This window comes from Saccharomonospora glauca K62 (assembly GCF_000243395.2).
In the GTDB taxonomy this organism is placed as follows: domain Bacteria; phylum Actinomycetota; class Actinomycetes; order Mycobacteriales; family Pseudonocardiaceae; genus Saccharomonospora; species Saccharomonospora glauca.
This window is the reverse complement of sequence record NZ_CM001484.1, coordinates 4,484,451-4,506,184: the sequence shown is the minus strand read 5'-3', so window position 1 is coordinate 4,506,184 and position 21,734 is coordinate 4,484,451. Positions and strand designations below refer to the sequence as shown.

Annotated in this window: 24 protein-coding genes; 3 read left to right on the top strand and 21 right to left on the bottom strand. The window is 68.1% G+C overall.

Translation table 11 applies throughout. The features are described from left to right. Nucleotides 1-25 precede the first annotated feature (25 nt). The 5 genes from SACGLDRAFT_RS21140 to SACGLDRAFT_RS21120 all read right to left on the bottom strand — a co-directional run bounded on the left by SACGLDRAFT_RS21140 (nucleotide 26) and on the right by SACGLDRAFT_RS21120 (nucleotide 4,613). A complete protein-coding gene (locus tag SACGLDRAFT_RS21140; RefSeq protein WP_005467087.1) occupies nucleotides 26-646 on the bottom strand; it encodes a DUF1707 SHOCT-like domain-containing protein in 621 nt (206 codons plus the stop codon). A gap of 121 nt (nucleotides 647-767) precedes the next feature. Further along, nucleotides 768-1,412, bottom strand: a complete 645-nt coding sequence (locus tag SACGLDRAFT_RS21135; RefSeq protein WP_005467086.1) for a response regulator — start codon at nucleotides 1,410-1,412, stop codon at nucleotides 768-770. Further along, on the bottom strand, nucleotides 1,409-2,557 hold the full coding sequence (gene macS / locus SACGLDRAFT_RS21130) for a MacS family sensor histidine kinase (protein ID WP_005467084.1): 1,149 nt from the start codon (nucleotides 2,555-2,557) through the stop codon (nucleotides 1,409-1,411). The genes SACGLDRAFT_RS21135 and macS overlap by 4 nt, the downstream gene beginning before the upstream one ends. After that, the gene (locus tag SACGLDRAFT_RS21125; protein WP_040919406.1) at nucleotides 2,554-3,729 is read right to left on the bottom strand and encodes an AI-2E family transporter; all 1,176 of its coding nucleotides are present in this window, start codon (nucleotides 3,727-3,729) and stop codon (nucleotides 2,554-2,556) included. The genes macS and SACGLDRAFT_RS21125 overlap by 4 nt, the downstream gene beginning before the upstream one ends. Before the next feature lie 110 nt (nucleotides 3,730-3,839). Beyond that, nucleotides 3,840-4,613, bottom strand: coding sequence for a dioxygenase family protein (locus SACGLDRAFT_RS21120; protein WP_005467082.1), 774 nt, complete (start codon nucleotides 4,611-4,613; stop codon nucleotides 3,840-3,842). 85 nt (nucleotides 4,614-4,698) lie between these two features. On the opposite strand from SACGLDRAFT_RS21120, the gene SACGLDRAFT_RS21115 reads away from it, so the two are divergent. Further along, nucleotides 4,699-5,076, top strand: a complete 378-nt coding sequence (locus SACGLDRAFT_RS21115; protein WP_005467081.1) for a hypothetical protein — start codon at nucleotides 4,699-4,701, stop codon at nucleotides 5,074-5,076. A 34-nt stretch (nucleotides 5,077-5,110) separates the two neighbouring features. Here the strand turns inward: SACGLDRAFT_RS21115 and dnaB are convergent, their stop codons facing one another. The 13 genes from dnaB to SACGLDRAFT_RS21055 form a co-directional block, all read right to left on the bottom strand. Then, nucleotides 5,111-6,487: a replicative DNA helicase gene (dnaB, locus tag SACGLDRAFT_RS21110; protein WP_005467080.1), complete on the bottom strand. Its 1,377-nt coding sequence runs from the start codon at nucleotides 6,485-6,487 to the stop codon at nucleotides 5,111-5,113. A gap of 439 nt (nucleotides 6,488-6,926) precedes the next feature. Next, nucleotides 6,927-7,724, bottom strand: coding sequence for an ESX secretion-associated protein EspG (locus SACGLDRAFT_RS21105; protein ID WP_040919405.1), 798 nt, complete (start codon nucleotides 7,722-7,724; stop codon nucleotides 6,927-6,929). 41 nt (nucleotides 7,725-7,765) lie between these two features. Then, complete coding sequence (locus SACGLDRAFT_RS21100) at nucleotides 7,766-9,193, bottom strand: PPE domain-containing protein (protein ID WP_005467076.1); 1,428 nt, start codon at nucleotides 9,191-9,193, stop codon at nucleotides 7,766-7,768. A gap of 5 nt (nucleotides 9,194-9,198) precedes the next feature. After that, nucleotides 9,199-9,819 carry a DUF3558 domain-containing protein gene (locus tag SACGLDRAFT_RS21095; protein WP_005467074.1) on the bottom strand — a complete coding sequence of 207 codons (621 nt, stop codon included), beginning with the start codon at nucleotides 9,817-9,819 and terminating at the stop codon, nucleotides 9,199-9,201. After that, nucleotides 9,816-10,241: a PE domain-containing protein gene (locus SACGLDRAFT_RS21090; protein ID WP_005467073.1), complete on the bottom strand. Its 426-nt coding sequence runs from the start codon at nucleotides 10,239-10,241 to the stop codon at nucleotides 9,816-9,818. Before SACGLDRAFT_RS21090 ends, SACGLDRAFT_RS21095 begins: the two co-directional genes overlap by 4 nt. Nucleotides 10,242-10,300: 59 nt before the next feature. Next, nucleotides 10,301-10,906 (bottom strand): DUF3558 family protein, encoded by a 606-nt coding sequence (locus tag SACGLDRAFT_RS22885; protein WP_232284012.1) that lies wholly within the window; start codon nucleotides 10,904-10,906, stop codon nucleotides 10,301-10,303. Between the two features lie 3 nt (nucleotides 10,907-10,909). Then, the gene (locus SACGLDRAFT_RS22880; protein WP_232284010.1) at nucleotides 10,910-11,020 is read right to left on the bottom strand and encodes a DUF3558 domain-containing protein; all 111 of its coding nucleotides are present in this window, start codon (nucleotides 11,018-11,020) and stop codon (nucleotides 10,910-10,912) included. 355 nt (nucleotides 11,021-11,375) lie between these two features. Further along, nucleotides 11,376-11,831: a 50S ribosomal protein L9 gene (rplI, locus tag SACGLDRAFT_RS21080; RefSeq protein ID WP_005467072.1), complete on the bottom strand. Its 456-nt coding sequence runs from the start codon at nucleotides 11,829-11,831 to the stop codon at nucleotides 11,376-11,378. Nucleotides 11,832-11,845: 14 nt separating this feature from the next. Then, the gene (gene rpsR, locus SACGLDRAFT_RS21075) at nucleotides 11,846-12,094 is read right to left on the bottom strand and encodes a 30S ribosomal protein S18 (protein ID WP_005460546.1); all 249 of its coding nucleotides are present in this window, start codon (nucleotides 12,092-12,094) and stop codon (nucleotides 11,846-11,848) included. Between the two features lie 45 nt (nucleotides 12,095-12,139). Then, entirely contained in the window at nucleotides 12,140-12,607 is a 468-nt protein-coding gene (locus SACGLDRAFT_RS21070; RefSeq protein WP_005467071.1) for a single-stranded DNA-binding protein, read from the bottom strand. Nucleotides 12,608-12,613: 6 nt separating this feature from the next. Further along, nucleotides 12,614-12,946, bottom strand: a complete 333-nt coding sequence (gene rpsF, locus SACGLDRAFT_RS21065; protein ID WP_005467069.1) for a 30S ribosomal protein S6 — start codon at nucleotides 12,944-12,946, stop codon at nucleotides 12,614-12,616. A 124-nt stretch (nucleotides 12,947-13,070) separates the two neighbouring features. Further along, nucleotides 13,071-14,057, bottom strand: coding sequence for a hypothetical protein (locus SACGLDRAFT_RS21060; RefSeq protein WP_005467068.1), 987 nt, complete (start codon nucleotides 14,055-14,057; stop codon nucleotides 13,071-13,073). A gap of 109 nt (nucleotides 14,058-14,166) precedes the next feature. Beyond that, nucleotides 14,167-14,949: a hypothetical protein gene (locus tag SACGLDRAFT_RS21055; protein WP_005467067.1), complete on the bottom strand. Its 783-nt coding sequence runs from the start codon at nucleotides 14,947-14,949 to the stop codon at nucleotides 14,167-14,169. Nucleotides 14,950-15,081: 132 nt separating this feature from the next. Here SACGLDRAFT_RS21055 and SACGLDRAFT_RS21050 point away from each other — a divergent pair, with 132 nt between their 5' ends. Then, nucleotides 15,082-15,852 carry a deoxyribonuclease IV gene (locus tag SACGLDRAFT_RS21050; protein ID WP_005467065.1) on the top strand — a complete coding sequence of 257 codons (771 nt, stop codon included), beginning with the start codon at nucleotides 15,082-15,084 and terminating at the stop codon, nucleotides 15,850-15,852. Here the strand turns inward: SACGLDRAFT_RS21050 and SACGLDRAFT_RS21045 are convergent. The 3 genes from SACGLDRAFT_RS21045 to SACGLDRAFT_RS21035 all read right to left on the bottom strand — a co-directional run bounded on the left by SACGLDRAFT_RS21045 (nucleotide 15,813) and on the right by SACGLDRAFT_RS21035 (nucleotide 20,912). Then, on the bottom strand, nucleotides 15,813-17,414 hold the full coding sequence (locus tag SACGLDRAFT_RS21045; protein ID WP_005467064.1) for a glycosyltransferase family 87 protein: 1,602 nt from the start codon (nucleotides 17,412-17,414) through the stop codon (nucleotides 15,813-15,815). The two genes, SACGLDRAFT_RS21050 and SACGLDRAFT_RS21045, sit on opposite strands and share 40 nt — an antisense overlap. Nucleotides 17,415-17,461: 47 nt before the next feature. Continuing rightward, entirely contained in the window at nucleotides 17,462-19,915 is a 2,454-nt protein-coding gene (locus SACGLDRAFT_RS21040) for a transglycosylase domain-containing protein (RefSeq protein WP_005467063.1), read from the bottom strand. A 598-nt stretch (nucleotides 19,916-20,513) separates the two neighbouring features. Further along, on the bottom strand, nucleotides 20,514-20,912 hold the full coding sequence (locus SACGLDRAFT_RS21035) for a DUF5318 domain-containing protein (RefSeq protein WP_005467061.1): 399 nt from the start codon (nucleotides 20,910-20,912) through the stop codon (nucleotides 20,514-20,516). A 254-nt stretch (nucleotides 20,913-21,166) separates the two neighbouring features. Here SACGLDRAFT_RS21035 and SACGLDRAFT_RS21030 point away from each other — a divergent pair, with 254 nt between their 5' ends. Next, nucleotides 21,167-21,709: a PadR family transcriptional regulator gene (locus tag SACGLDRAFT_RS21030; RefSeq protein ID WP_005467060.1), complete on the top strand. Its 543-nt coding sequence runs from the start codon at nucleotides 21,167-21,169 to the stop codon at nucleotides 21,707-21,709. Nucleotides 21,710-21,734 lie beyond the last annotated feature (25 nt).

Sequence of the window (21,734 nt, the reverse complement as noted above, 5' to 3'; positions counted from 1 at the left end):
CTCCCCGGTCCTTCGGGGTCGGGAGTCAGGAGAACAGTCCCTTGCGGGGGTACCGAACGGTCAACGTGCTGCCGTGTACCCGACCGGTGAGGACGTAGCGCGGAGTGCCGAGGTCACCTCGGGTCCGGTCGTTGACCGTGGACCACTTGAGGTCCTGTAGTTCGTTGAGGTCGACGCTCGCGTGGTGGGGGATGACGATGGTCAGCCCGCCCCACTTGACGTCGATCTCGATCCGCACCACGTTGGTGCTCACCTGCGCCTCGGTGAAGTCGAGGCGAGTCTCGGAGTACCGGTTGCGCACCACCAGGTGTCCGGGGACCACCCACGTTCCCTTGCGTACCAGGACCGAGCCGTGTGCCCGCAGCACGAGCGGCTCGCCGGTCGCATACGGCGTGGGCGCGAAGGCGGTCCCGGCCCCGACGACGGTGCCGACCACCGGGACGGCATCGGGGTGCACCAGGCCGGGGAGGTCGATGAGTACGTCGTTCAACTCGCCCCGCGTGCGCGCGGTGTAGGCGATGTCGGCTCGCTCGCTGAACTCGTCCAGGTTGATCATGCCGCGGCCGGTCGCCGTCTTCAGCAGCTCGACCACGTGCTCGCGTTCCGAGTCCGACACCCGCAACCCACGGAGCCTGCGCTGCTCCATGGTCAATCCTTCGTCGGTGTTCGACTGGTCGTTGTCTGCCCGCTCCTCGTTCACGCCACCGATGCTAGGGAGCGTGGGCGTTTCCGAGATCCGGAAGAACCCTGAAATGAGCCCCGAGTTGTCAGCCGTCGAGCCCGTGCTCGATGGCGTAGCGGGCCAGTTCGACGCGGTTGTGGAGCTGGAGTTTCCGCAGCGTCGACTGCACGTGGTTCTCGACGGTCCGATGGGAGATCACGAGCCGATCGGCGATCTGTTTGGCCGTGAGCCCCTTGGCGACGAGCCGCAGCACTTCGGTCTCGCGCTCGGTGAGCCGGGGTGGCGGATCACCCGGTGTCGAGGCGGTGGCCATACGGCGGTACTCCCCGAGCACCATGCCCGCCAGGCCCGCGGTGAACACGGGATCGCCCTCGGACGTCCGGCGCACGGCGTCCACCAGTTCGGCCACCGAGGCCGATTTCACGAGGTATCCCGAGGCCCCGGCCTTCACGGCCTGCAGGACGTCGTCGTGCTCACCGCTGGCGGAGAGCACCAGCACGCGGGTGTCCGGGAGTTCGCCGGTGATGGCCCTGGTCGCGTCGACGCCCGAGGTGCCGCCGAGGTTGATGTCCATGAGCACGACGTCGGGGCGCACGGCGCGGGCGATGCGTATGGCCGCGTCGGCGTCGGGTGCGGTGGCCTTGACGTCGAAGCCGTGCTCGGCGAGATCCCTGGCGACACCGTCGCGCCAGATCGGGTGATCGTCGACGATCATCACGGACACCGTCATCGGGCTCTCCTTCCTGGTCTCGGCCTCGGGACGCGAAGTTCCCATTCGGTGCCTTCGCCGGGAGCGGTTTCGAGCGTGCACGTCCCACCGAGCTCGGCGACCCGCCCCCTGATCGACTTGGCGACGCCGAGGTGTCCTTCCGCGAGGGCCTGTTCGAGCCTCCCGGACGGTATTCCGGGGCCGTCGTCCCTGATCGTCAGCACGATCTCCTCCCCCAGGTCTTCGAGCAGGATCCACGCCTTCGCGGAAGGTCCCGCATGTTTGTCTACATTGGATAGTGCTTCCTTGGCGGCCGCGACGAGTTCGTCGACGACCTGCGACGGCATCGTCACCTCCCCCGCGGGTGCCGCGATCTGCACGCGGGACGTGGACAGCAACTGGAGTGCCGAACGCAGGTCGGCGGTGTCGTTTTCCGAGGTGCCCGGAGGCTCCGTGGTGACCAGTGCCCGCAGCGCGATCTCCTGCTCGCCGGCGAGCCGGGCGAGTTCGGCGGCCTCGCCCCCGAGCTCGGACCCCCGTCTGCGCACTCGCGCCAGCACCTGCAACACGCTGTCGTGGATGGACCTGGCGAGACGTTCGCGTTCGGCCGTGGCGGCCTCCGTGCGCATGGCACGTGCCAACGCCTCCTGGGAACGCCGGGCCGTCGTGGCCGTGACGCCCAACAGCAGGCCGCTCGCGGTCAGCAGGACCCCGTCGCGTGCCACGTCCAGGTTGATCTCCATCCTCGCCACGGCTGTGCACACTGTCATGACCAGCCCCGCCACGACACCGCCGACAGCGCCAAATCTCACTCCCGCCGTGAGCGGAGGCACCGCGGCCCACACCGTGGTCACCAGTGGGGCCAGTTCGGCGTACTGGACGTCGGAGAGCACGAACGGCGAGGTGAGCATGATGCCGCACGTGACGAGCACGTCGACGATCACGAACCACGGGGCTCGTCCCCAGGCGCGCGTGTAGCCGATGCTCGTCACGCAGGTCCAGACGACCATGCAGCCGAACGCCGCCCACGCCAGCAGGGGACGGACGTAGCCGTCGAGGTGCACCAGGACGGCCCCGAGGGCGAAACAGAGCGTCACCCATCGCAGGACGACGGCGCCGTACCACAGCGGTGTCGCCGGGTCACGCAGAGACGGTGAGGCACTCATACCCGGTCGGGCTCCCGAGGTTCGGATCTCGGGGCTTCCGGATCGTCCTCGGCGCCCCCTTCGGTGTCATCGGTCGCCTCCTCGGTCTTCGGCTGAAGCGCGCGATCGTTCAGCAGCGACCTGATGCCGGAGTTCAGGACCGCCAGTGCCGGCACGGACAACAGCGCGCCCGGAATGCCCGCCGTCGTCATGCCCACCGTGATGGCGAGGATGACGGCCAGCGGGTGCAGGCGCACGGCCCTGCCCAGCAGCAGTGGCTGCAGCACGTGGCTTTCGAGTTGCATCACGCCCACCACGATGGCGAGCACGACCAACGCGGTGACGAACCCGTTGGTCACCAGGGCCACCAGCACGGCGACGGCACCGGTGACGACTGCGCCCACGATGGGGATGAACGCGCCGAGGAACACCAGCGTGGCCAGCGGAAACACCAGCGGTACGCCGACGATCCACAGGCCGATGCCGATCCCCACACCGTCCACCACGGCCACGGCCGCCGTGGCTCGCACGTAGCTCACGAGCGAGGTGAAGCCCCGCCGACCGGCCGTGTCGAAGCGGGAGCGCACGGGGGCCGGAACTCCGCGCATCAGGAAGTTCCAGATCTCCTCGCCGTTGACGAGGAAGAAGATCAGCACGATCAGCGTCAGCAGGAAGCCGGTGAGGATCTCGCCGACGGTGCCCGCCGTGGTGAGCGCGCTGTCCGCGATGGAGGCTTGGTTCTTCTGGATGAATTCCACCGCGTTGTTGACGAAGTCCACGATCTGCGTCTCACGCAGGTGCAGTGGCCCGTTGATGAGCCAGTCCTTCACCTGGTCGAGGCTTCGGTTGAGCTGCTGCTGGAGTTCGGGAAGGCTGCCGGTGAATTCGAGGATCACGAACGTGAGCAGGCCGCCGAGGACGCCGAGCCCCCCGATGAGGACCACGGCCGCCGCGAGGGGCCTCGGCATGCGTAGTTCCGTGAGCCGCCGTACGGCTGGTGCCAGCAGCGCGGCGAGCAACAGTGCGATGGCCATCGGCACCACCACGAACGAGAGGTAGCCGATGATCCACACGACGACGTAGAGGGCCGCCACGATGACGAGGAACCGCCATGAGAGGGCGGCGCCCACCCGTAGCCCCTTGGGAACCCACCCGCTGACGTCCGAATTCCCGGACGGTTCGGGTGCCTTCACCTTGCCGCGGCCGTTACGGCCCCCAGTTCCGTGTACCGACTCGCTCACGCCGTAACCGTATCGGTTTCGTGATGTGCCGGGCTCGTGACTCGCTCGGTGTGACGGGGACGTCAGTCGAGCTGCAAAGAGCGTTTCGCCAGACCGAACCAGTAGCCGTCGATCATCGTGCGCGGAGGCGGGCCGGCGAGCTGTGCGCCGAGCGCGACGAACAGCGGAGCGAAGTGTTCGGTACGCGGGTGCGCGAGCGAGGGGGCGGGGGCCTTGTTCTCGAAGTCGAGCACGGCGTCGATGTCTCCCGCGGCGAGGACCTCCGCTCCCCACTGGTCGAACTCGGCCGACCACGAGGGCGGGGGCCCGTCGACACCGGTGCGCATCGCGCTCAGGTTGTGGGTGAAGAAACCACTGCCGATCACCAGGACGCCCTCGTCGCGTAAGGGGGAGAGCTTGCGCCCCAAGTGGAACAGCTCGGTCGGGTCGAGGGAGGGCATCGACACCTGGAGCACGGGAATGTCGGCGGCCGGGAACATCTCCACGAGCGGCACGTAGGCCCCGTGGTCGAGGCCGCGAGCGGGGGCGTGACGGACGGGAGTGGCGGTGCCACGCAGCAGGCGTTCGACGGTGGAGGCGAGTTCGGGCGCTCCCGGAGCGGGGTAGGTCACCCGGTAGTACCGCTCGGGGAAGCCCCAGAAGTCGTACACGAGCGGCACCGTGGTTGTGGCGCCGATGGTCAGGGGAGCTTCCTCCCAGTGCGCGGAGACCACGAGGATCGCCTTCGGGCGAGGCAGGTTCGCGGCCCAGTCGGCCAGCTCCCTCGTCCAGACGACGTCGTCGGCGAGCGGCGGCGCGCCGTGGCTGAGGTACAGGACGGGCATGCGGTCGGCCATCACAGCTCCAAAGTTGAAACTTCAACAACGAAGATACCCGCGCGCTGTCCTGTTTGCCAGCTTCACCTCGCGCCTACCATGGGGCATGGTCGGGAACGTCCTGATCTACCTCGGTGTCGTGGCGGCTCCGACGCTGGCCTTCTCCGCCGTGCTCTCCGTGTCGCGCTGGATCGCGGAGTTCCGGCGGCGGAGGGCACGGAAGCCGACGCCGGGCCGTCCACCCGTCGAACAACTCGCGGCGGACCTACGTCGCATACGCCGAACACTCGCCGACTTCGGTCCCGGAACGCCCGTCGTCCGGAGGAGGGCCGCCACCGCCGCCTACGACACTCTCCTCGCGCAGACCTGCGAGTCTGTCGGCGTTTCCCACCATCTCGACGAATTCGCCGAGGGCGTCGAACGCGACGTCGAACGCCTGCGTCTGGAGCAGGCCTTGTGCGATGCCGGAATCGTGCTCTCGTGAGCCAAGCGATGGGGGAGCGCTTCGGGCGCCGGTCCTACTCGGTGGCGAGGTCGGTGAAGCGGCTGTAGTGGAGCTGGTGCGCCACGCTGATGGTGCTCGTCGGGCCCGCACGATGCTTGGCCAGGATCAGGTCCGCCTCGCCCGCACGCGGGTCGTCGCGCTCCCAGGCGTCGGGGCGGTGAATGAGCAACACCATGTCGGCGTCCTGTTCCAGCGAGCCGGACTCCCGCAGGTCGGCGAGCATCGGGCGCTTGTCGGTGCGTTGTTCGGGACCGCGGTTGAGCTGGCTGATCGCCACCACGGGCACCTCGAGTTCCTTGGCCAGCAGCTTCAACTGCCGCGAGAACTCCGAGACCTCCTGCTGCCGCGACTCGACGCGCTTGCCCGAGGTCATGAGCTGCATGTAGTCGACGACGATCAGCTTGAGATCGTTGCGCTGCTTGAGCCGCCGAGCCTTCGCGCGGATCTCCATCATCGTCAAGTTCGGGGAGTCGTCGATGAACAGCGGCGCCTCGCTGATCTCGCTCATCCGCCGAGCCAGCCTCGTCCAGTCGTCGTCGGACATTCGACCACCGCGCATGTCCGCGAGCCGGATCTTCGCCTCCGCCGACAGCATGCGCATGACGATCTCGGTACGACTCATCTCCAGCGAGAAGATCACGCTGGTCATGCCGTGCTTGATGGAGCAGGAGCGGGCGAAGTCCAACCCGAGCGTGGACTTACCGACACCGGGTCGGGCGGCGATGATGATCATTTGTCCCGGATGCAGCCCGTTGGTCACCTCGTCGAGGTCGGCGAACCCGGTGGGGATGCCCTGGGCGGTGCCGCCCCTGGAGGCGATGGCGTCGATCTCGTCCATCGTCGGCTGGAGCAGCTCTTCCAGCGCGACGTAGTCCTCGCTGGTACGGCGCTCGGTCACCTCGTAGATCGCCGCCTGTGCCCTGTCGACGACCTCGTTGACGTCCCCGCCGTCACCGTCGGCGCCGTAGCCGTACTGCACGATGCGAGTACCGGCCTCCACGAGCCTGCGCAGGATCGCTTTCTCGGCCACGATCTTCGCGTAGTACCCGGCGTTGGCGGCCGTGGGGACGGTGGCGATCAGCGTGTGCAGGTACGGTGCGCCTCCGACCCTGGCCAGTTCGCCCCTGCGCTCCAGCTCCGCCGACACCGTGATGGGGTCGGCCGGTTCACCGCGTCCGTAGAGATCGAGGATGCAGTCGTAGACGGCCTGGTGGGCGGGACGGTAGAAGTCGCCCGGCCGTAGCACCTCGATGACGTCGGCGATCGCGTCCTTGGACAGCAGCATGCCGCCCAGCACCGACTGCTCCGCCGCCGTGTCCTGCGGCGGCTGGCGTTCGAACCCGCCCTGTTCGGCGGTGAACGCGGGACCGCGGTCGTCGGTGATCGCCACTGGTGCAGGCACCTCCTGGAAGGTCGACACGATGTCGAACACACGTTCGACAGTCTAAGGCGGGACGACATGGGAGGCGGGTGGGAGGACCCGCGTTTCGTGCATCCGATCGGCACGCTAGATCGCTCGGAAGGACCATCGCAATCCAGCCTGTGGATAGAGCTGTGGATAACTTGGGGATGACTGGCCCGAACTAACCACAGGTTCGCCGAAAGTTGTGGACAGACTGTGGATAACTTGTGTCCGGTTTGAGAAAAGCCCTGGTCAAACCCTGTGGATAACTTGTGGAGAACTTTGTGGGGGAATTATCGGCGTGTCGCGCGAGAAGCACCCGTCGGCGTGTCGCGGCCCGAGGCACCTCGATGCCTCGGGCCGCGACTGTGGACAAAGTGACACAGCGTTGCGTAATGGCACGCTGGACTGAACGGGTGGTGCGAAATCAGGTGACCGGGAGACGGCTCTGCGCGGAACGTAGCCGTTCGGTGAGGAGTTGGGGAGACGCCGGTGAGAAGGCGATGACCGGTTCCCCACTGCCCGGAACCTCCTCGGTGAGCCAACGCCCCTCCGAGGTGTCGATGTAATTCACGGGGCGTTCGGCGCGTTCCCGCTTGCCTCCACGACTGCGGGCGGCGACGTACAGACTGCCGCCGCCCAGCCGTGGCAGCCCGAGGATGCGACGAATCTCGGCCACCGCGGTGCTCGTGGGAGTACGTCGCCCCGTGGACATCACCGAGAAGTTGCCCTCGTCGAGCTCCCGGCGCTTCGCGTCACCGGTGAGCTCGCTCTTCGGCACCGACAGGGCCTGTCCCCGACCCGGTCGGAGGTTCGGCAACTGAGCGATGAAGTTCTCCATCAGCTCGTTCGGGTGGACGGACCCGAGCACCACGGCGTTCGCGTCCGAGTTCCGCACCAGCACGAATGCCTCACCGGACGCCGTTCCCGCCAACACCGTGTAGTTGAGGGCCTGTTTCTCGATGCCGCCGTTGATCCACGCGTAGTACTCCAACGCGGGTCGAGCGATCACCTCCACGGTGGCCATCAGGCCGGGGTGTACACCCCGGCCGTCGTGCAGTCCGAGGCGGGCCAACTCGGCGTCGGCCCGCTGATCGGCCGTTTTCCTGGCTTGCCCGTCCTCCCACGTCGGCGTGCTCGCCAGCACGGTGTGGGGTTCGGCGCCGGTGCGGCGAATGAGGTTGAGCATGGTGGACGTCGACATGCTCACCTGCTGTTCCAGCACGGTGTTTCCCGTTCCTTCTTCCCTGCTCGGACTCGAAAGAGTTACTCGCCGATGACCGGAGGCGCGGTGAGTTCGTCGGTTCCGAACAAGGAGTTGCCGTCCTCCTCGACCAGGTACTTCCGCTGGTGCTCCTCGTCCTCGGCGCCTTGGCCGCGGCCGCCGGCACCACCCATGGCACCCATCGGCATGGCCCCGCCACGCGCACCGGCCCCGGCCGCCGCCGCGCCACCCATCGCGCCGCGCGCCGCCATACCCGACGAGGTGCCGGGGGCCGCGGCACCGCTGCCGGCGCCGGGCGAGGCGGCACCCATCGCGCCACCGGCGCCCATCACGCCGCCGCCGAACGCACCCCCACCGCCGGCGCCGCCTCCTCCGAAGCTGCCACCGCCACCGCTGCCCGAGCCGAGGCTGGGGCCGCCGGTCGGGGACAGGCCGGGGTAACCACCGGTGCCCTTGGTGGTGAAGTCCGGCACCGACGTCTTGGGCACCGTGTAGTTCGAGGCGCTCGTGCTGCTGTCGTACTGACCGGGGGTGTACTGGTAGCCGGGGCCGCCGATGCCGGTGCCGCTACCGGTACCACTGCCGGTGCCGTTACCGCTGCCGCCGGGGTAGGGGCCACCGGGATACGGCCCACCGGTGACACCGCCGGGGTAGGAGCCGCTGGGATACGGCCCACCGGTGACACCGCCGGGGTAGGAGCCGCTGGGATACGGCCCACCGGTGACACTCCCGTTGCTGCCGCCGCCGCCACCGCCGCCGCCGGGGTAGGGGCCACCGGGGTAAGGGCCGCCTCCGACCCTGTCCCTGCCGCCACCGTCGCCACCCCCGCCGGTGTCGTCGACCTCGATCTCACCGAAGTCACCGTCGACGGTGGTGTAGGTGGGCAACGACCGAGCGTTGGAGCTACTGGCCGTGTAGTAGGCGTTGTAGGCCTCGACGTTGGCCTGAGCCATCTCGTTGTACTGCTTGATGGCCCGGTCGGTGTCGGTCTCCCACGGCGTGATGTCGTTGAGGAAGTTGCTCTTCGGCGGGTCGGCGGGGACCGGCTGCACGCGCGACAGCACCGTGTTGAAGGCGTCGAGCTGTGACGCCATGGTGTTGTCGCTTTCGTGCAGCTTGATCTGCGAGTCCTCCAGCCACTGCTTCAGCGGGTGAGCTCCCGCCTTGGCGGCCTCGGCGGAATCGCCCTGCCACGCCTCGTCCATCCTGGTGGCGAGTGCGTCCATCTCGGCGATCCGCTCACCGAAGCTGTTCTTCAACAGGGAGGCGGAGTTCCGGCCGGTCATCAACGAGCTGCCGTTGTCGCCCGCGTGGAGCTGTTCGTAGATCTGGTAGGCGTCGAGCTGCCGACCGCCGACGTCCGTCGTGTAGTTGCCGGCCTCTTCCTGCGTCATGGCGCTGTAAGCGGCGGCACCGACCCCGGCACCGGCCGCCGCGCCGATCAGCACGGGAACCAAGAACAGTGGCATTCGGATCAACCCCCCAGGGTGGAGATGGTGGCTTCGGCGACGTCGGCAGCCAGCCCGCACGACGCTTCAGCGGTTTTCTCAGAGGCGAGAATCACCATGAAGTGCATGACGTCGCGTTCGTTCACGCCGACCCACAGGTCACAGAACCCCGAGTCCCTGTTGTCGACAAGACTCGCGTAGACGGCGGGATATCCGGCGATCTCGGTTGGCTCGAAGTACTCATTGGACTGCTTGTCCGCGTACAGGGCGCCGAGCCCGTTGGCGTTTTCGACGATGAAGGAGAGATCGACGGAGTCCAGACTTTCCTCGGAGCGCTGCCAGCTACAGGCCCCGCTTGTCATGGCTTCGTTCGGTTGCGGCTCGCCTTCGTTGAGGCCGAGTTGGTCGAGCTGTGACGGTGAGAGTGCCCGGCACGGGTCCTCGATCAGAGAGGTGGCGTCGAGGGGGTTGGTCACCTGCGGTGCCTCGCCTCCGGCGCCCGCCACCGAGGAAGTCACCTGCGTGGCCTGGCCGGCGGGGTTCGTGGCCGGTGCCGATTCCTCCGAGGAGTCGCCTCCGCAGGCGGTCAGCAGGGACGTGGTGGTGACGAGAGCGAGTACCGAGACGGTACGGGCCGTGTGGTTCATACCTCCATCACTCCCGACCCGACGCTGTCGATGTCTTCTTGCGACTGTTCCTCACGGGTGGTGATGCCGTCGCGGGCGTTGCGCAACGCATTGATGTACTCCTGGACGTAGGCGATCATCTTCTGCGTCGCCTGCAGGAAGGCCTGGCCCGACGGGTTGGCGCTCGAGGTGAAGTCCTCACTCGCGGGCTCGGCACCCGGCGGCCGTACCCTGGCCATGTCCTGCGCATGTCGAGAGTCGTTCCTGAGCTTCTCGCGCAGGTCCTCCCATTGGCGGATGACCTCGTCGATCTCCTCTCGGGAGAATTTGTAGCCACCACCGCTGGGGGCGGGTGCTCCCGCGACGGCGGGAGCCGCGACCGTGATGATTCCCCCCGCGGCCTTGCCGATACCGCCACCGCCGTCCGCTGCTACGTATGCCATGCCTGTCCCCTCCAACGCTTTGCGGTGAGAAGCAGTCTGCTCAGGGCGGCAGAAGAACGTCAAGCGCTGTCGTCGCCCGATACGTCCGACGTCGCTGATGGCCTCATGGTTCCCGTCGTGGGTCTCGAAACGGCAACGTCGTGGCAGGTGGTCGAGCTTGAAAACTCTTTCGGATCTCGGGGCGGGGAACTTCGAACGGGGCTGCCGTTGTCTCCGGGGCGGTTCGTGGATCCGGTAGGAGTTGGGCTGACGGTTCCCGTGCCGACCGGCACGGGAACAAGAAACAGTGGCATTCGAACCTCCCCCCAGGAGAGAGGGGAGGTGTTCGGATCAACCCCCGGGGTGGAGATGGTGGCTTCGGCGACGTCGGTGGCCAGTCCGCACGACGCTTCAGCAGTTTCCTCGGAGGCGAGAACCGCCATGAAGTGCATGACGTCGCGTTCGTTCACGCCGACCCACAGGTCACAGAACCCCGAGTCCCTGTTGTCGACAAGACTCGCGTAGACGGCGGGGTAGTCGGCGATCTCGGTTGGCTCGAAGTACTCATTGGACTGCTTGTCCGCGTACAGGGCGCCGAGCCCGTTGGCGTTTTCGACGATGAAGGAGAGATCGACGGAGTCCAGACTTTCCTCGGAGCGCTGCCAGCTACAGGCCCCGCTTTCCATGGCCTAGTTCGGCTGCGGCTCGCCCTCGTTGAGGCCGAGTTGGTCGAGCTGCGACGGTGAGAGCGCCCGGCACGGGTCCTCGATCGGGGCGGAGGCATCGAGGGGGTTGGTCACCGGCGGTGCCTCGCCTCCCGCGCCAGCCGCCGAAGAGGCCACCTACGTGGTTGGTGCCGCCTCTTCCGAGGAGCCGCCTCCGCAGGCGGTCAGCAGGGAGGCGGTGGTGACGAGAGCGAGTACCGAGACGACACGAGCCATGCGGTTGTTCATACCTCCACCACCCTCGACCCGACGCTGTCGATGTCCTCACTCGTGGGTTCGGTGCCGGGTGTACGCCGCCGCCGTCCGCTGCTACGTATGCCATCTTTTCCCTCCAACGCTTTGCGGTGAGAAGCAGTCTGCGCGAGGCGGGAAACGAAGAGGGCGGGATCCCCGCGTACGGGATCCCGCCCTCTCGAAAAAGGTCTGGGCCTTACTGGGCGACGACTTCCAGTCGCAGGTCCACCGTCACCTCGGGGTGCAGGCGGGCCCGAACCTGGTGCTTGCCCAGCGTCTTGATGTGCTTGCCGGTGTCGATGATCCGCTTGTCGAGCTTCGGACCACCGGCCGCGGAGATCGCGCTGACGATGTCGGCAGCGGTGATCGAACCGAAGAGCTTCTTGGAGCCCTCCGCGGCCTTGCCCTTGACCTGGACGGTGCCCAGGCCCTCCAGGGTGGAGCGGACCTCCTTCGCGTGGTCCAGGTCGCGAATCCGCCGCGCCTCCTGCACCCGCCGGATGGTGCGGATGTTCTTCTCCGCGCCCTTCGTCGCCGTGATGGCGAGGCCCCGCGGGAGCAGGTAGTTGCGGGCGTAGCCGTCCTTGACCTCGACGATGTCGCCGGGGCCGCCGAGGTTCGCCACGTCGGCCGTCAGGATGATCTTCGCCATGTCTGACTTCCTCCTCAGCGAGCCGTCGACGTGTAGGGCAGCAGCGCCATCTCACGCGAGTTCTTCACGGCGGTGGCGATGTCGCGCTGATGCTGGCTGCAGTTGCCGGTGACCCGGCGCGCACGGATCTTGCCGCGGTCGGAGATGTACTTCCGCAGCATGTTGGTGTCCTTGTAGTCGATCAGCTCGGGGTGCCCCTGCTTCTCGGCCTTGCAGAACACGCAGACCTTCTTCTTCGGCTTGCGAACTGGTGGCTTCGCCACGATGTACTCCTGGGGAACGTCGGTGTGGTTGGTTGGGGCGAGGCGTCAGAACGGCGGTTCGTCGGAGAAACCGCCCGCGCCGCCCGCCGGAGGCGCGGAGCCCCACGGATCGTCGGCCGGAGCGCCGCCGCCGAAGCCGCCGCTGCCTCGGCTGACCTTGTTGACCTTCGCCGTGGCGTAGCGCAGTGAAGGCCCGATCTCGTCGACTTCGAGCTCGACGACCGTGCGCTTCTCGCCTTCCTTCGTCTCGAACGACCGCTGCTTGAGCCTGCCCTGCACGATGACCCTGGCGCCCCTGGTGAGGCTTTCGGCGACGTTCTCGGCCGCCTGACGCCAGATGTTGCAGCGCAGGAACAGCGCTTCGCCGTCCTTCCACTCGCCGGTCTGGCGGTCGAAGACCCGTGGCGTGGACGCGACGGTGAAGTTCGCGACCGCGGCGCCGGAGGGCGTGAATCGCAGTTCGGGGTCGGCGGTGAGGTTGCCGACCACGGTGATGATGGTGTCTCCGGCCATCGGATATCAGGCCTTCGCGGTGGCCTTGGCGGCCTTCTTCGCGCCGCGCGGAGGACGCTTACGGATGACCTTGGTACGCAGCACGGTTTCCTGGAGCGACAGCTGCCGGTCGAGTTCCTTGACCGCATCCGGCTCGGCGTTGAGGTCCAGGACGGCGTAGATGCCCTCGGCGTGCTTACCGATCTCGTAGGCCAGCCTGCGGCGGCCCCACACGTCCACCTTCTCGACGTTGCCGCCGGACGAGCGGATGACCTGGAGGAAGTTCTCCAGGGTCGGAGCGACGGTGCGCTCGTCGAGTGACGGGTCGAGGATCACCATGACCTCGTAAGGGCGTGACACAACCACTCACCTCCTATGGGCTTGAGCGGCCACGGACCGTCCGTGGCAGGAGGGTTGTCGACCACACAGTCTAACCGGGGCTTCGACCAGGCCGTTTCCGCCCCTGGGCGGGTGAGTACCGGGTTCAGGAGGCGCGTCGCAGGACCCAGCTGCGGACGAGTCCGGCGGTGACGGCGGCCAGAGCCACCACGGCGAGCAACATCGGAAGCTGTACCGCCTGCCGCTGGTCCCGCGCGGCGAGCGCGTCGGCCTCGCCGGCGTCGCGGACGTCGCCCGACCCCTGCGCGCTGTTGCCCGTGTCACCGTCGAGGGTGCCGTACCTGGGGGAGGTCAACTCTCCGGGCAGGCCGCTCGGCGGTCCGTAACGCAGGTCCTCGGGCACGGAGATCCCGGCGCCCGGTGCCTCGGCGACGGGGATGCCGCCGTAGTCACGGCGTTCGGCCATGACGTCCCCGGTGGTCTGGAGGCCGCCGTCGGGCAGGGACGCGTCGGGTCCGTGGTCGCCGCTTCGGCCGGAGCCGGAAGCCTTGCCCTCCGGGCGATCGGCCCGGTCGGACGCCTCGCCCGAGGGGGCCCCCGGGGAGGGTTTGGAGCTGCTCGGCGCGGTGTAGTTCGTGGCTTCGACGGTCAGTGAACACGCCTGCGCGACCCGTGAGGCAATGGTGTCGAGCGTCGTCTCCTTGGTGGAGGGCAGGGCGCCGAGGCCGGCCTTGCCCTCCAGCGCCGCGCGGACGGCCTCGCCGATCGTCTCGCCGCTGATGGTGTCGGCGCGCCGGTCGGGGACGGTGCCGACTTCGAGCTGCTCGTCCTCGATCTTCCGCGCCAGGTGGTTGGGCCAGATCGTGAGGTAGATCGTGAGGTGATGGGTGATCACGATGGTCCTGGCCTCCTCGGCGCCTTGCCGCACCAGCTCGGAGACGGCCGCGCCGTCCAGCACCACGGTGTCGCCGACCCGTCCGCCGACCACCGAGGTGCAACTGTCCGTCGTCACGGTGGCGGCCGAGGCCGTGCCCGCGGAGAGGAGCGCCGTGCCGCCGATCACCGCGGCGGCCGTGGTGGCGGTGAACGCTCGGCGAGCCACCCGAAGGAAAGCGGTGGAGCCGATTCGCACGGATGTCCTCCCTCGTCGGTGATGCATCGATGAGCACAACGACGAGGGGCCGCGGAAGGTGACGCGTCAGGGTCGAGTGAGCTGGACTACACCGTGGCCCTCGGCGGTGTCACCGCAGCAACGTCCGCCGCGCCCACGTGTGGGCGAGGGCGGCTCCCACGAGCACCACCGACAACACCGCGAGAAGCACCGGCAGCCGTTCGGCGGCCCTGACGTCGTGCGTGGCGCGGGAGTCGTGGGGGGTGGCGCTGAACACGCTGCCGGTGTCCGAGCGCGTGGGTGGAACGTCGACGGCGCTGGTGGAGCGTTCGGCGCTCACCCCTCCCCAGCCGCCGCCCACGGCTCCGATACCCGGAGGCGAGCCCGCCGGTTCGGACTCGGGGGCCGCTTCGGTGGGGCGCTCGGAGGTCGTGGTTTCCGAAACGGGAGGCGAATCGGGTGTGGTCTCGCCCGTGGGTGGGACATTGTCCTCAAATTCATCCGGAGGTGTGTCACCCGAATTGGGAGGAGTTGTTTCGTTCTCGTCGAGAACGGGTCCGAAGAGTCCGTTGATCGCTTCTTTTCCGGTCTCGCAGAGGCGAGTCAGCAGACCGGTCAGGGCCTTCGATTCGTCGAGGTGCACGCCGCCGGACAGGGAGACCGACAGGCCGCCGTCGTCGGGGGCCTTTCCGGAGTCGGTCGGCTGGTCGTCGGACTCCGTATCTCGGTCGGGAGTTTCCGAACGCGGTGCCGGCCCACCCTTCTCCTTGGACGGTGCCACAGTGCAGCTACCTGCGACAACGGGAGCCGGTTCCCGCGCCGTCGCGCTGTCCGGAAACACCAGCCACGCCGCCGCGGTGAGTGCCAGTCCGGTGGAGCCGATGCGTCTGATGTGCCGATACCCGTTTTCCATGAGCCGTGTCGCCCTCGCTTTCGGGTGCGGTCCCCGTCCCGCCCTATTTCCCGTTGATGTGATCTTGGTCAAATGTCTGGGACACGGTCACGGTACTCGATTTCGCGACTCGGGAATCGTTACCCTCGGGTGATGCAGATCGGCGCGCATGTCCGTGATGACGATCCCCTGTCCGCGGCTCGGGAACGGGCCGCGGAATCGGTGCAGTTCTTTCTCTCCGATCCGCAGGGCTGGCGGAAACCGCAGCCGCATCCGCAGGCGAGCGAGCTGGCCGACGCGGGCGTCTCGGTGTTCGTCCACGCGCCGTACGTGATCAACGTGGCCTCGCTCAACAACCGCATCCGGATCCCCTCGCGCAAGGCGGTCGCCCAGCACGCCGCCGCGGCGGCCGAGACGGGAGCGCGGGGGCTGATCGTGCACGGCGGACACGTGCGCAAGGGCGAGGACCCCGCCGAGGGGTTGGCGAACTGGCGCAAGCTCTTCCAACGGCAGGAGGAGCAGGGCGGTTTCGAGGTCCCCGTGCTCATCGAGAACACGGCGGGTGGTGACGGCGCCATGGCACGCGACCTCGACAGGATCGCCCGATTGTGGGACGAGGTCGCCGACTTCGGCGCCGGGTTCTGTCTGGACACCTGCCATGCCCATGCCGCGGGCTGGGATCTGTCGGAGGTGGTGGACCGGGTGCGTGCGATCACGGGGCGGATCGACCTCGTGCACCTCAACAACTCACGTGACGAGCGCGGCTCGCAACGGGATCGCCACGCGAACGTCGTCGGCGGCGAGGGCACCATCGACCCGGAGCTGCTCGTCGCCGTGGCGAGGGCCGCCGACGCACCGGTGATCGTGGAGACACCCCCGGAGGGTCAGGAGGCCGACATCGAGTTCCTCCGCGCGAGGGTGTGATCCTCGCGCTCGGCCCTACGGCCGATCCGGCGCCACGACGGGAGTACGAAGGAGTCCTCGGCGCCGTCCAACACCCCGCCGGTGGGATCGTCGACGCCCGCGGCCCGCACCGGGTCGCGAGAGGGGCGGTAGATCTGCCGGAGGACGACGACGCAGAGCACGATTACCACGAGGTCGCGCACGATCACCGTGCCGAGGAACCAGCCTTCCGGCAGGCCCTTGTTGGCGGTGCCGAGGTAGTAGAACATCCGGGGTGCCCACACGAGCGCGTCGACCACCATCCAGCCGAGCAGCAGCCGCCAGTGCGGCAGCGCCAGCACGGCCAGGGGCACGAGCCACAGCGAGTACTGCGGACTCCACACCTTGTTGGTGAGGAGGAACGCCGCCACGACGAGGAAGCACAGTTGCGCCACCCTCGGCCTTCCAGGGGCCGTGAGTCCGACGTAGGCGATGCCGGCGCACAGCGTCAAAAAGAGCGCCCCGCTCACGGTGTTGAGCACCGTGGGGGCCTCCCCGGGGGCCAGTGGCCCGTCGAAGCCCTGCCAGCCGGTGAAGTACGAGACCACGTTGTACAGCGAGTCGGGGTCCATGTCCCGCTGGGTGTTGAGGCGGAAGAACTCCGACCAGCCCTCGCGCAGGAACAGGAAGAAAGGCAGGTTGATGGCGCTCCACGTGAGCGCCGCGGCGCCGGCGGCCTTGCCCCATGCCCTCATCCGCCCGGCCCGCAGACACAGCACGAGCAGCGGGCCGAGGAAGAACAGCGGGTAGAGTTTCGCCGCCGCGCCGACTCCCAGCAGTACCCCGGCAAGGACCGGCCTCCTGCGTGACCAGGCGAGCAGACCCGTGGCCGCCGCGGCGGTGGCGAGAGCGTCGAAGTTCGTGAACGCGTGCACCACCACGAGCGGTGACACGGCCGCGACGGCGGCGTCCCACACCCGGCGCCGGGCGGTTCGGGCGACGGCCCAGACGGTGACGAGCCACGCCGCGGAGAGGAAGAAGGCGGTGATGTTGAAGTACGCCGCCACGGGCAGGGCTCCCGGCAGCCAACCCGCTTGAGCCGCGTCGGACCAGGCGTGGGTCAGCTTCGCGTTGACCCATTGGAACAGGCCGCTGAGTACGGGGTACTCCATGTACCGAACCTGCTCGTACTCGGTGCCCGCGTTCTCCACCCAGCTCGTGGCGTAGGGGAAGGAGTCGGGCTTGTCGAGCTGCTCGGCGGTGTAGAGCGGGACGATGTCGGAGTAGCACATCGCCACGTACTGCCTGCCCGACCGCCAGTCGAGTTCGACGTGGCCGTCGTCGGTGACGTACTGCTGGATGCACGCGGCCTTGCCGAACCAGCCCGCGGTCAGGGCGAGGACGGCCAACAGGAGACATACCCGCAGCGGCGTCCAGAACCAGTGCCTGCCGACGACGGCGTGAGCGCCAAGCGGGCCACCCAGGGGCTGGGTGGCCGCCCGTGCGAGTGGATCGGACCAGCTCGGGATCTCCCGCTGGGTAGCGTCCAGCGACGCGGTGTCGGGTGTCGGGGAGGAAGACAAGCCATGACTATCGCTGGACACGTCGCGAATGTTACGTGTCCTTGCTCATGGGGTCGTGGACCCGTCGGCTACTCCTCCCCACCTCCTCTGTCGTCCCGGTTGTTGCCGAACCAGTCGTCGGGCGGCGGGACGGGAGGCCCGCCGGGGTTCGAGTAACCGGGTGGCTCCTCCTCGTCGCCCTCCCCCGGCCCGGTCGGTGTGCTGGGCGCCGAGCTGGTGTCGGAGGGTTCCTCCGGGGCCGTCTGGGACGTCGTCTCCGGGGCGGTCTGGGTCGTCGTCTCCGGGGCCGGGTCCGGCGGAGGCGGTGGCGGCGTCGTGGGGGGTTTGCCGATCAGCTCCACCTCGGGGAACTCGGTGAGCGGCTTGCCCTCGTGGTAGGCATCCATGAACAGCTTCCAGATCTGCCCCGGAAGCCCGCTGCCGTAGATCCGGTTGTTGTTGGAGTCACGGATGGGCTGGTTCTTACCCGTGCCGACCCACACGGCGGCGGAGACATCCGGGCTGTAACCCACCATCCAGGCCTCGGCGTTCTCGTCTTTCTGCTGGCCGTCGGGGCTCACGTACTGGTGCGTACCGGTCTTGCCCGCGCAGGCGTAGCCTCCCTCGCAAGTCAGGTGGGAGTACTCCAGCACGGGGATGAGCGACTTGGTGACGTTGCCCGCGATCTGCTTGCTCACGGCCGGGTCGCTGGAGAAGGCGGGCTCGCCCTCGGTGGCGACCTCCGAAGTGTTGTCGAAGACGATCTCCCCGTCCGACGTGGTCAACTTCGCCACGAAGTGGCTCTCGTGCCGGATGCCGTTGTCGGCGAACGTGGCGTAGGCGGAGGCCATGTGCAGCGGGGAGACCATCGTGTCACCACCGCCGATGGAGATGTTGCCGTCGAGGGTCGGCATGGTGGGCCTGCCGTCGACGCCGCTGCCCTCCTCGGGGATACCGGCCTCGGTCGCCGCGTCGACGACGGCCTGTGGCCCCACCTCGTTCACGACGATGTCGAAGAACACGGTGTTGATGGAGCGCTTCATGGCCTCCGCGACGGTGCAGTTGGTGCCGCAGTCGTCGCCGTTGGCGTTCCGGACCGGGCGGCCGTCGAACTCCCTCACCGCGCTGCCGTCGTAGGTCTCCCCGAGGCCCTTGCCCTTCTTCAGCAAGGCGACCAGGTCGAACGGCTTGAACGACGAGCCGGGGTTCCGCTGGGCCGCCGCCCAGTCGTACTGACCACCCGGTACGTCGGGGTCGTACGGACCACCGTAGTAGGCCAGCACACCGCCGGTCTTGGGATCGACGGCGACGAGGGCCTCCATCAGCTCCTCTTTCTCGCCCTCCATGACCTGTTTGACGGCCTGTTCGGCCGCTTCCTGCGCGTGCTGGTCGATCGTGAGGTAGACGCGATAGCCACCGGTCTGCAGCTTGTCCTCGGGGTAGCCCTTCTTCTCCAGCTCCTCCTTCACCCGCTGCAGGATGAACTGTTCGGGGCCGCTGATGGTTTCGGGCTTGGCGTCCTCCAGGTCGATGAGCTCGGGCAGCTTCGCCGCCTCGCGCTCCTCCCGGCTGAGCCAGCCGTTGGCCACCATCTGGTCCATGACGTAGTTCCAGCGCTTCTCCCGGACCTCGGGGTTCTCGGACCGGCCCGGCTGCTGGATCATCCCGGCGAGCAGCGCTGCCTCGGAGACGTCGATGTCCTTGACGGACTTGCCGAAGTACGCCTGCGCCGCGATCTCGATGCCGTACGCACCACGACCGAAGTAGATCGTGTTGAGGTAGGCGGTGATGATCTCTTCCTTGGACTGCTCGTTGCTCATCTTGAACGCCTTGACGAGCTCCGTCCACTTACGAGTGATCGAGTATTCCTCGTTCTCGGTGGCCTTCTTGATGTACTGCTGGGTGATGGTGGAACCACCGCCGACACCGCCGGTGGCCTGGTTGTACACCGCGCGCAGGATGCCGGTGATGTCGAAGCCGGGGTTCGACTCGAACGTGGCGTCCTCGGCCGCGTAGACGGCGTGCTTCACGTGCTCCGGGATCTCGTGGGGCTTGAGCAGGATGCGGTTGCCGCCGTCGGGCGGGACGTCGCGGCCCATCTCGGTCTCGCCGTCGGCGTAGTAGTAGGTGACGACCTTGGCCTGCTGTTGGGCGACGTCCTCCGGTGAGGGCACGTCCACGAGGAAGTAGGTGATGGCGAACGCGATGGCGGGCAGCACGAAGAAGAGGGCCACGAAGGCGTAGAGGCTGCGCCTGATGATCTTCCAGCGACGCTTGCGGCGTTGTGCCGGGGTGAGGGCGGCCTTGCCCTTCTTCTTACCTTTCTTGTCGCCGCCGTCCCCGTCGTCGGGTCCCGGTTCGTGGTGGTCCTCGACGAGGTCGTCGTCGAAACCGTCCCCGTCGAACCGGGAGTAGGGGTCCGGTCCGTCGGTGGTGCCGTTGTAGGCGCGGTGGGTGATGAGTTCGGGTTCCCGCTCCGCGGCCTCGGAGGCCATCGCCCCGGAGGCCGCGCCCGCTGCCGCACCGGCCGCGGCGGGGCCCACGGGCCGTTCCCCCGGTCTCCGAGGTGGCCGACCGCCGGGTGGCGTGCTCGGCCTACGTCCGCCCTGCGGTGGGGCACCGCTTGCGGACCGCATGGTGCCCTGCGGAGGCTGCCTACGTCCGGGGGGAGGTAGTGGGCGCTCGCCCGGCGCGCCCTGGGGGCGGGGTCCCCGGCCGGCGGGGCGTTGGTCCGGGCCACCCGGTCGTTGAGGGCTCGCCGATGGTGGCATCGGCGAGCGCTGCGGGTTCTGAGGGGGCCGCTGCCGCTCGGGTTGCCGGGCCCCGGCCGGTGGCATGCCCTGGGGAGGGCGCGGGGGTTGACCCGGTCGCATCGGCCGCTGGGGACGCCTCTCCGGAGGGCGGGGTGCGCGCGGGCGCTCGTCGCCCGTCGGCCACTGGGGAGCGGCGGGCCTGCCGTCCTGCCTCTCGGAGCCCGGCCATCTCGGCTCGCCCGGCTCCTCCTCCGGCCAGTGGTGGTTTCCCTGGTCGTTCACTTGAGACCCTCCCAGATCGGCGCCTGCTGCCGCGCCGTTCTGTGAACCGAACCTACGTGCGTTGCGGCAACGAGTGTGGCAAGAAGTGTGCGGCAGGTGTCGTGTGTCACTGCCCCGCGGTCCTCCTGGACGGAGGCTTCGGCGCTCCGGTCCCGAGGACGTACGACTTCACGAGGTGGTTCCAACCGCATGCTCGGCACACCTCGACCACATAGACGGTGAACTCGCGGAATCGGTTCGCCATCCGGTCGAGTTCCTCCGGGGCCCTGGCCGAGCCGGCCACGTGCCGGAGCTCGTCGCCGTAGACCCAGGAGACGTTCGTTAGTGCGGAGTCACGGCACACCGGGCATGCCACGGGGCTGGGAGTTCCGTAGAACTTGGCCGCCCGAAGCAGGTACGGAGTGGCATCACAGACGTCAAGGGTGCTTACCCGGCCGGAGTAGTACTCGGCCAGCACCGCGCGCCGTTGGAGCGCGTAGTCGACGACCTGCCGCTGGTTTCGCACTCTGACAGCGTACGGGTTTTCGTCGGGGCGATGGCTCGGGATAGGCCGGAAAACATTCGGTGACGGTCCAGACACGCCGATGTTTCGATAACGATTCAGTAACCAGTGCGGCGAGGTGGGGGGGTGCAGGTTAGCTGCACCACTTCGATGTATCGGCTCGATATAACGCGCGCTAGGTTGGGTACTCGGTGCACGGCGGCCCACTGACGCTAACGCCGGGTGTCGCTCGGAACGTTCCCGTGAGGAGGTGCATTGTGCTGGAGCTCGCGATCCTGGGGCTGCTGCACGAGGCGCCGATGCACGGGTACGTGCTGCGCAAGCGTTTGCACGAGACGCTCGGCATGTTCCGCACGTTCTCCTACGGTTCCCTCTACCCGACCCTGCGGAGATTGCTCCGTGCGGGCCTGATCGTGGAGGAGCCCGCCGAGGTCACCACCGGCTGGAACAGGCGTGCCAAGCGCGTCTACAAGCTGACCGCGGAAGGCAAGGAGCGGTTCTCCGAACTGCTTGCCGACGCCGGTCCGCAGACCTGGGACGACGAGGGGTTCGGGGTTCACCTGACCTTCTTCTCCAGGACTCCGGCCGACGTGCGGATGCGAATTCTCGAAGGCAGGCGCCGCCGTGTCGAGGAGCGTCGCGAAGGTCTGCGGGCAGCGTTGGCCAGGGCCGAGGAAAAGATCGACCGCTACACCCGTGAGCTGCACCAGCTCGGGCTGGAGGCCAGTGAACGGGAGGTGCGCTGGCTCAACGAGCTCATCGCGCACGAACAGGCCGAGCAGCGAGGCCAGCAGGGCTGACCCCGATCACCGCCGCTCGGCACGA

Bases quoted from the DNA above. Each gene is read 5' to 3' on its own strand.
- macS (WP_005467084.1), bottom strand. From the start codon at position 2,557: ATGAGTGCCTCACCGTCTCTGCGTGACCCGGCGACACCGCTGTGGTAC.
- SACGLDRAFT_RS21050 (WP_005467065.1), top strand. From the start codon at position 15,082: ATGCAGATCGGCGCGCATGTCCGTGATGACGATCCCCTGTCCGCGGCT.
- rplI (WP_005467072.1), bottom strand. From the start codon at position 11,831: ATGGCGAAGATCATCCTGACGGCCGACGTGGCGAACCTCGGCGGCCCC.
- SACGLDRAFT_RS22885 (WP_232284012.1), bottom strand. From the start codon at position 10,906: ATGGAAAGCGGGGCCTGTAGCTGGCAGCGCTCCGAGGAAAGTCTGGAC.
- SACGLDRAFT_RS21070 (WP_005467071.1), bottom strand. From the start codon at position 12,607: ATGGCCGGAGACACCATCATCACCGTGGTCGGCAACCTCACCGCCGAC.
- SACGLDRAFT_RS21120 (WP_005467082.1), bottom strand. From the start codon at position 4,613: ATGGCCGACCGCATGCCCGTCCTGTACCTCAGCCACGGCGCGCCGCCG.
- SACGLDRAFT_RS21140 (WP_005467087.1), bottom strand. From the start codon at position 646: ATGGAGCAGCGCAGGCTCCGTGGGTTGCGGGTGTCGGACTCGGAACGC.
- SACGLDRAFT_RS21095 (WP_005467074.1), bottom strand. From the start codon at position 9,819: ATGAACCACACGGCCCGTACCGTCTCGGTACTCGCTCTCGTCACCACC.
- SACGLDRAFT_RS21100 (WP_005467076.1), bottom strand. From the start codon at position 9,193: ATGCCACTGTTCTTGGTTCCCGTGCTGATCGGCGCGGCGGCCGGTGCC.
- SACGLDRAFT_RS21090 (WP_005467073.1), bottom strand. From the start codon at position 10,241: ATGGCATACGTAGCAGCGGACGGCGGTGGCGGTATCGGCAAGGCCGCG.
- SACGLDRAFT_RS21115 (WP_005467081.1), top strand. From the start codon at position 4,699: ATGGTCGGGAACGTCCTGATCTACCTCGGTGTCGTGGCGGCTCCGACG.
- SACGLDRAFT_RS21135 (WP_005467086.1), bottom strand. From the start codon at position 1,412: ATGACGGTGTCCGTGATGATCGTCGACGATCACCCGATCTGGCGCGAC.
- SACGLDRAFT_RS21055 (WP_005467067.1), bottom strand. From the start codon at position 14,949: ATGGAAAACGGGTATCGGCACATCAGACGCATCGGCTCCACCGGACTG.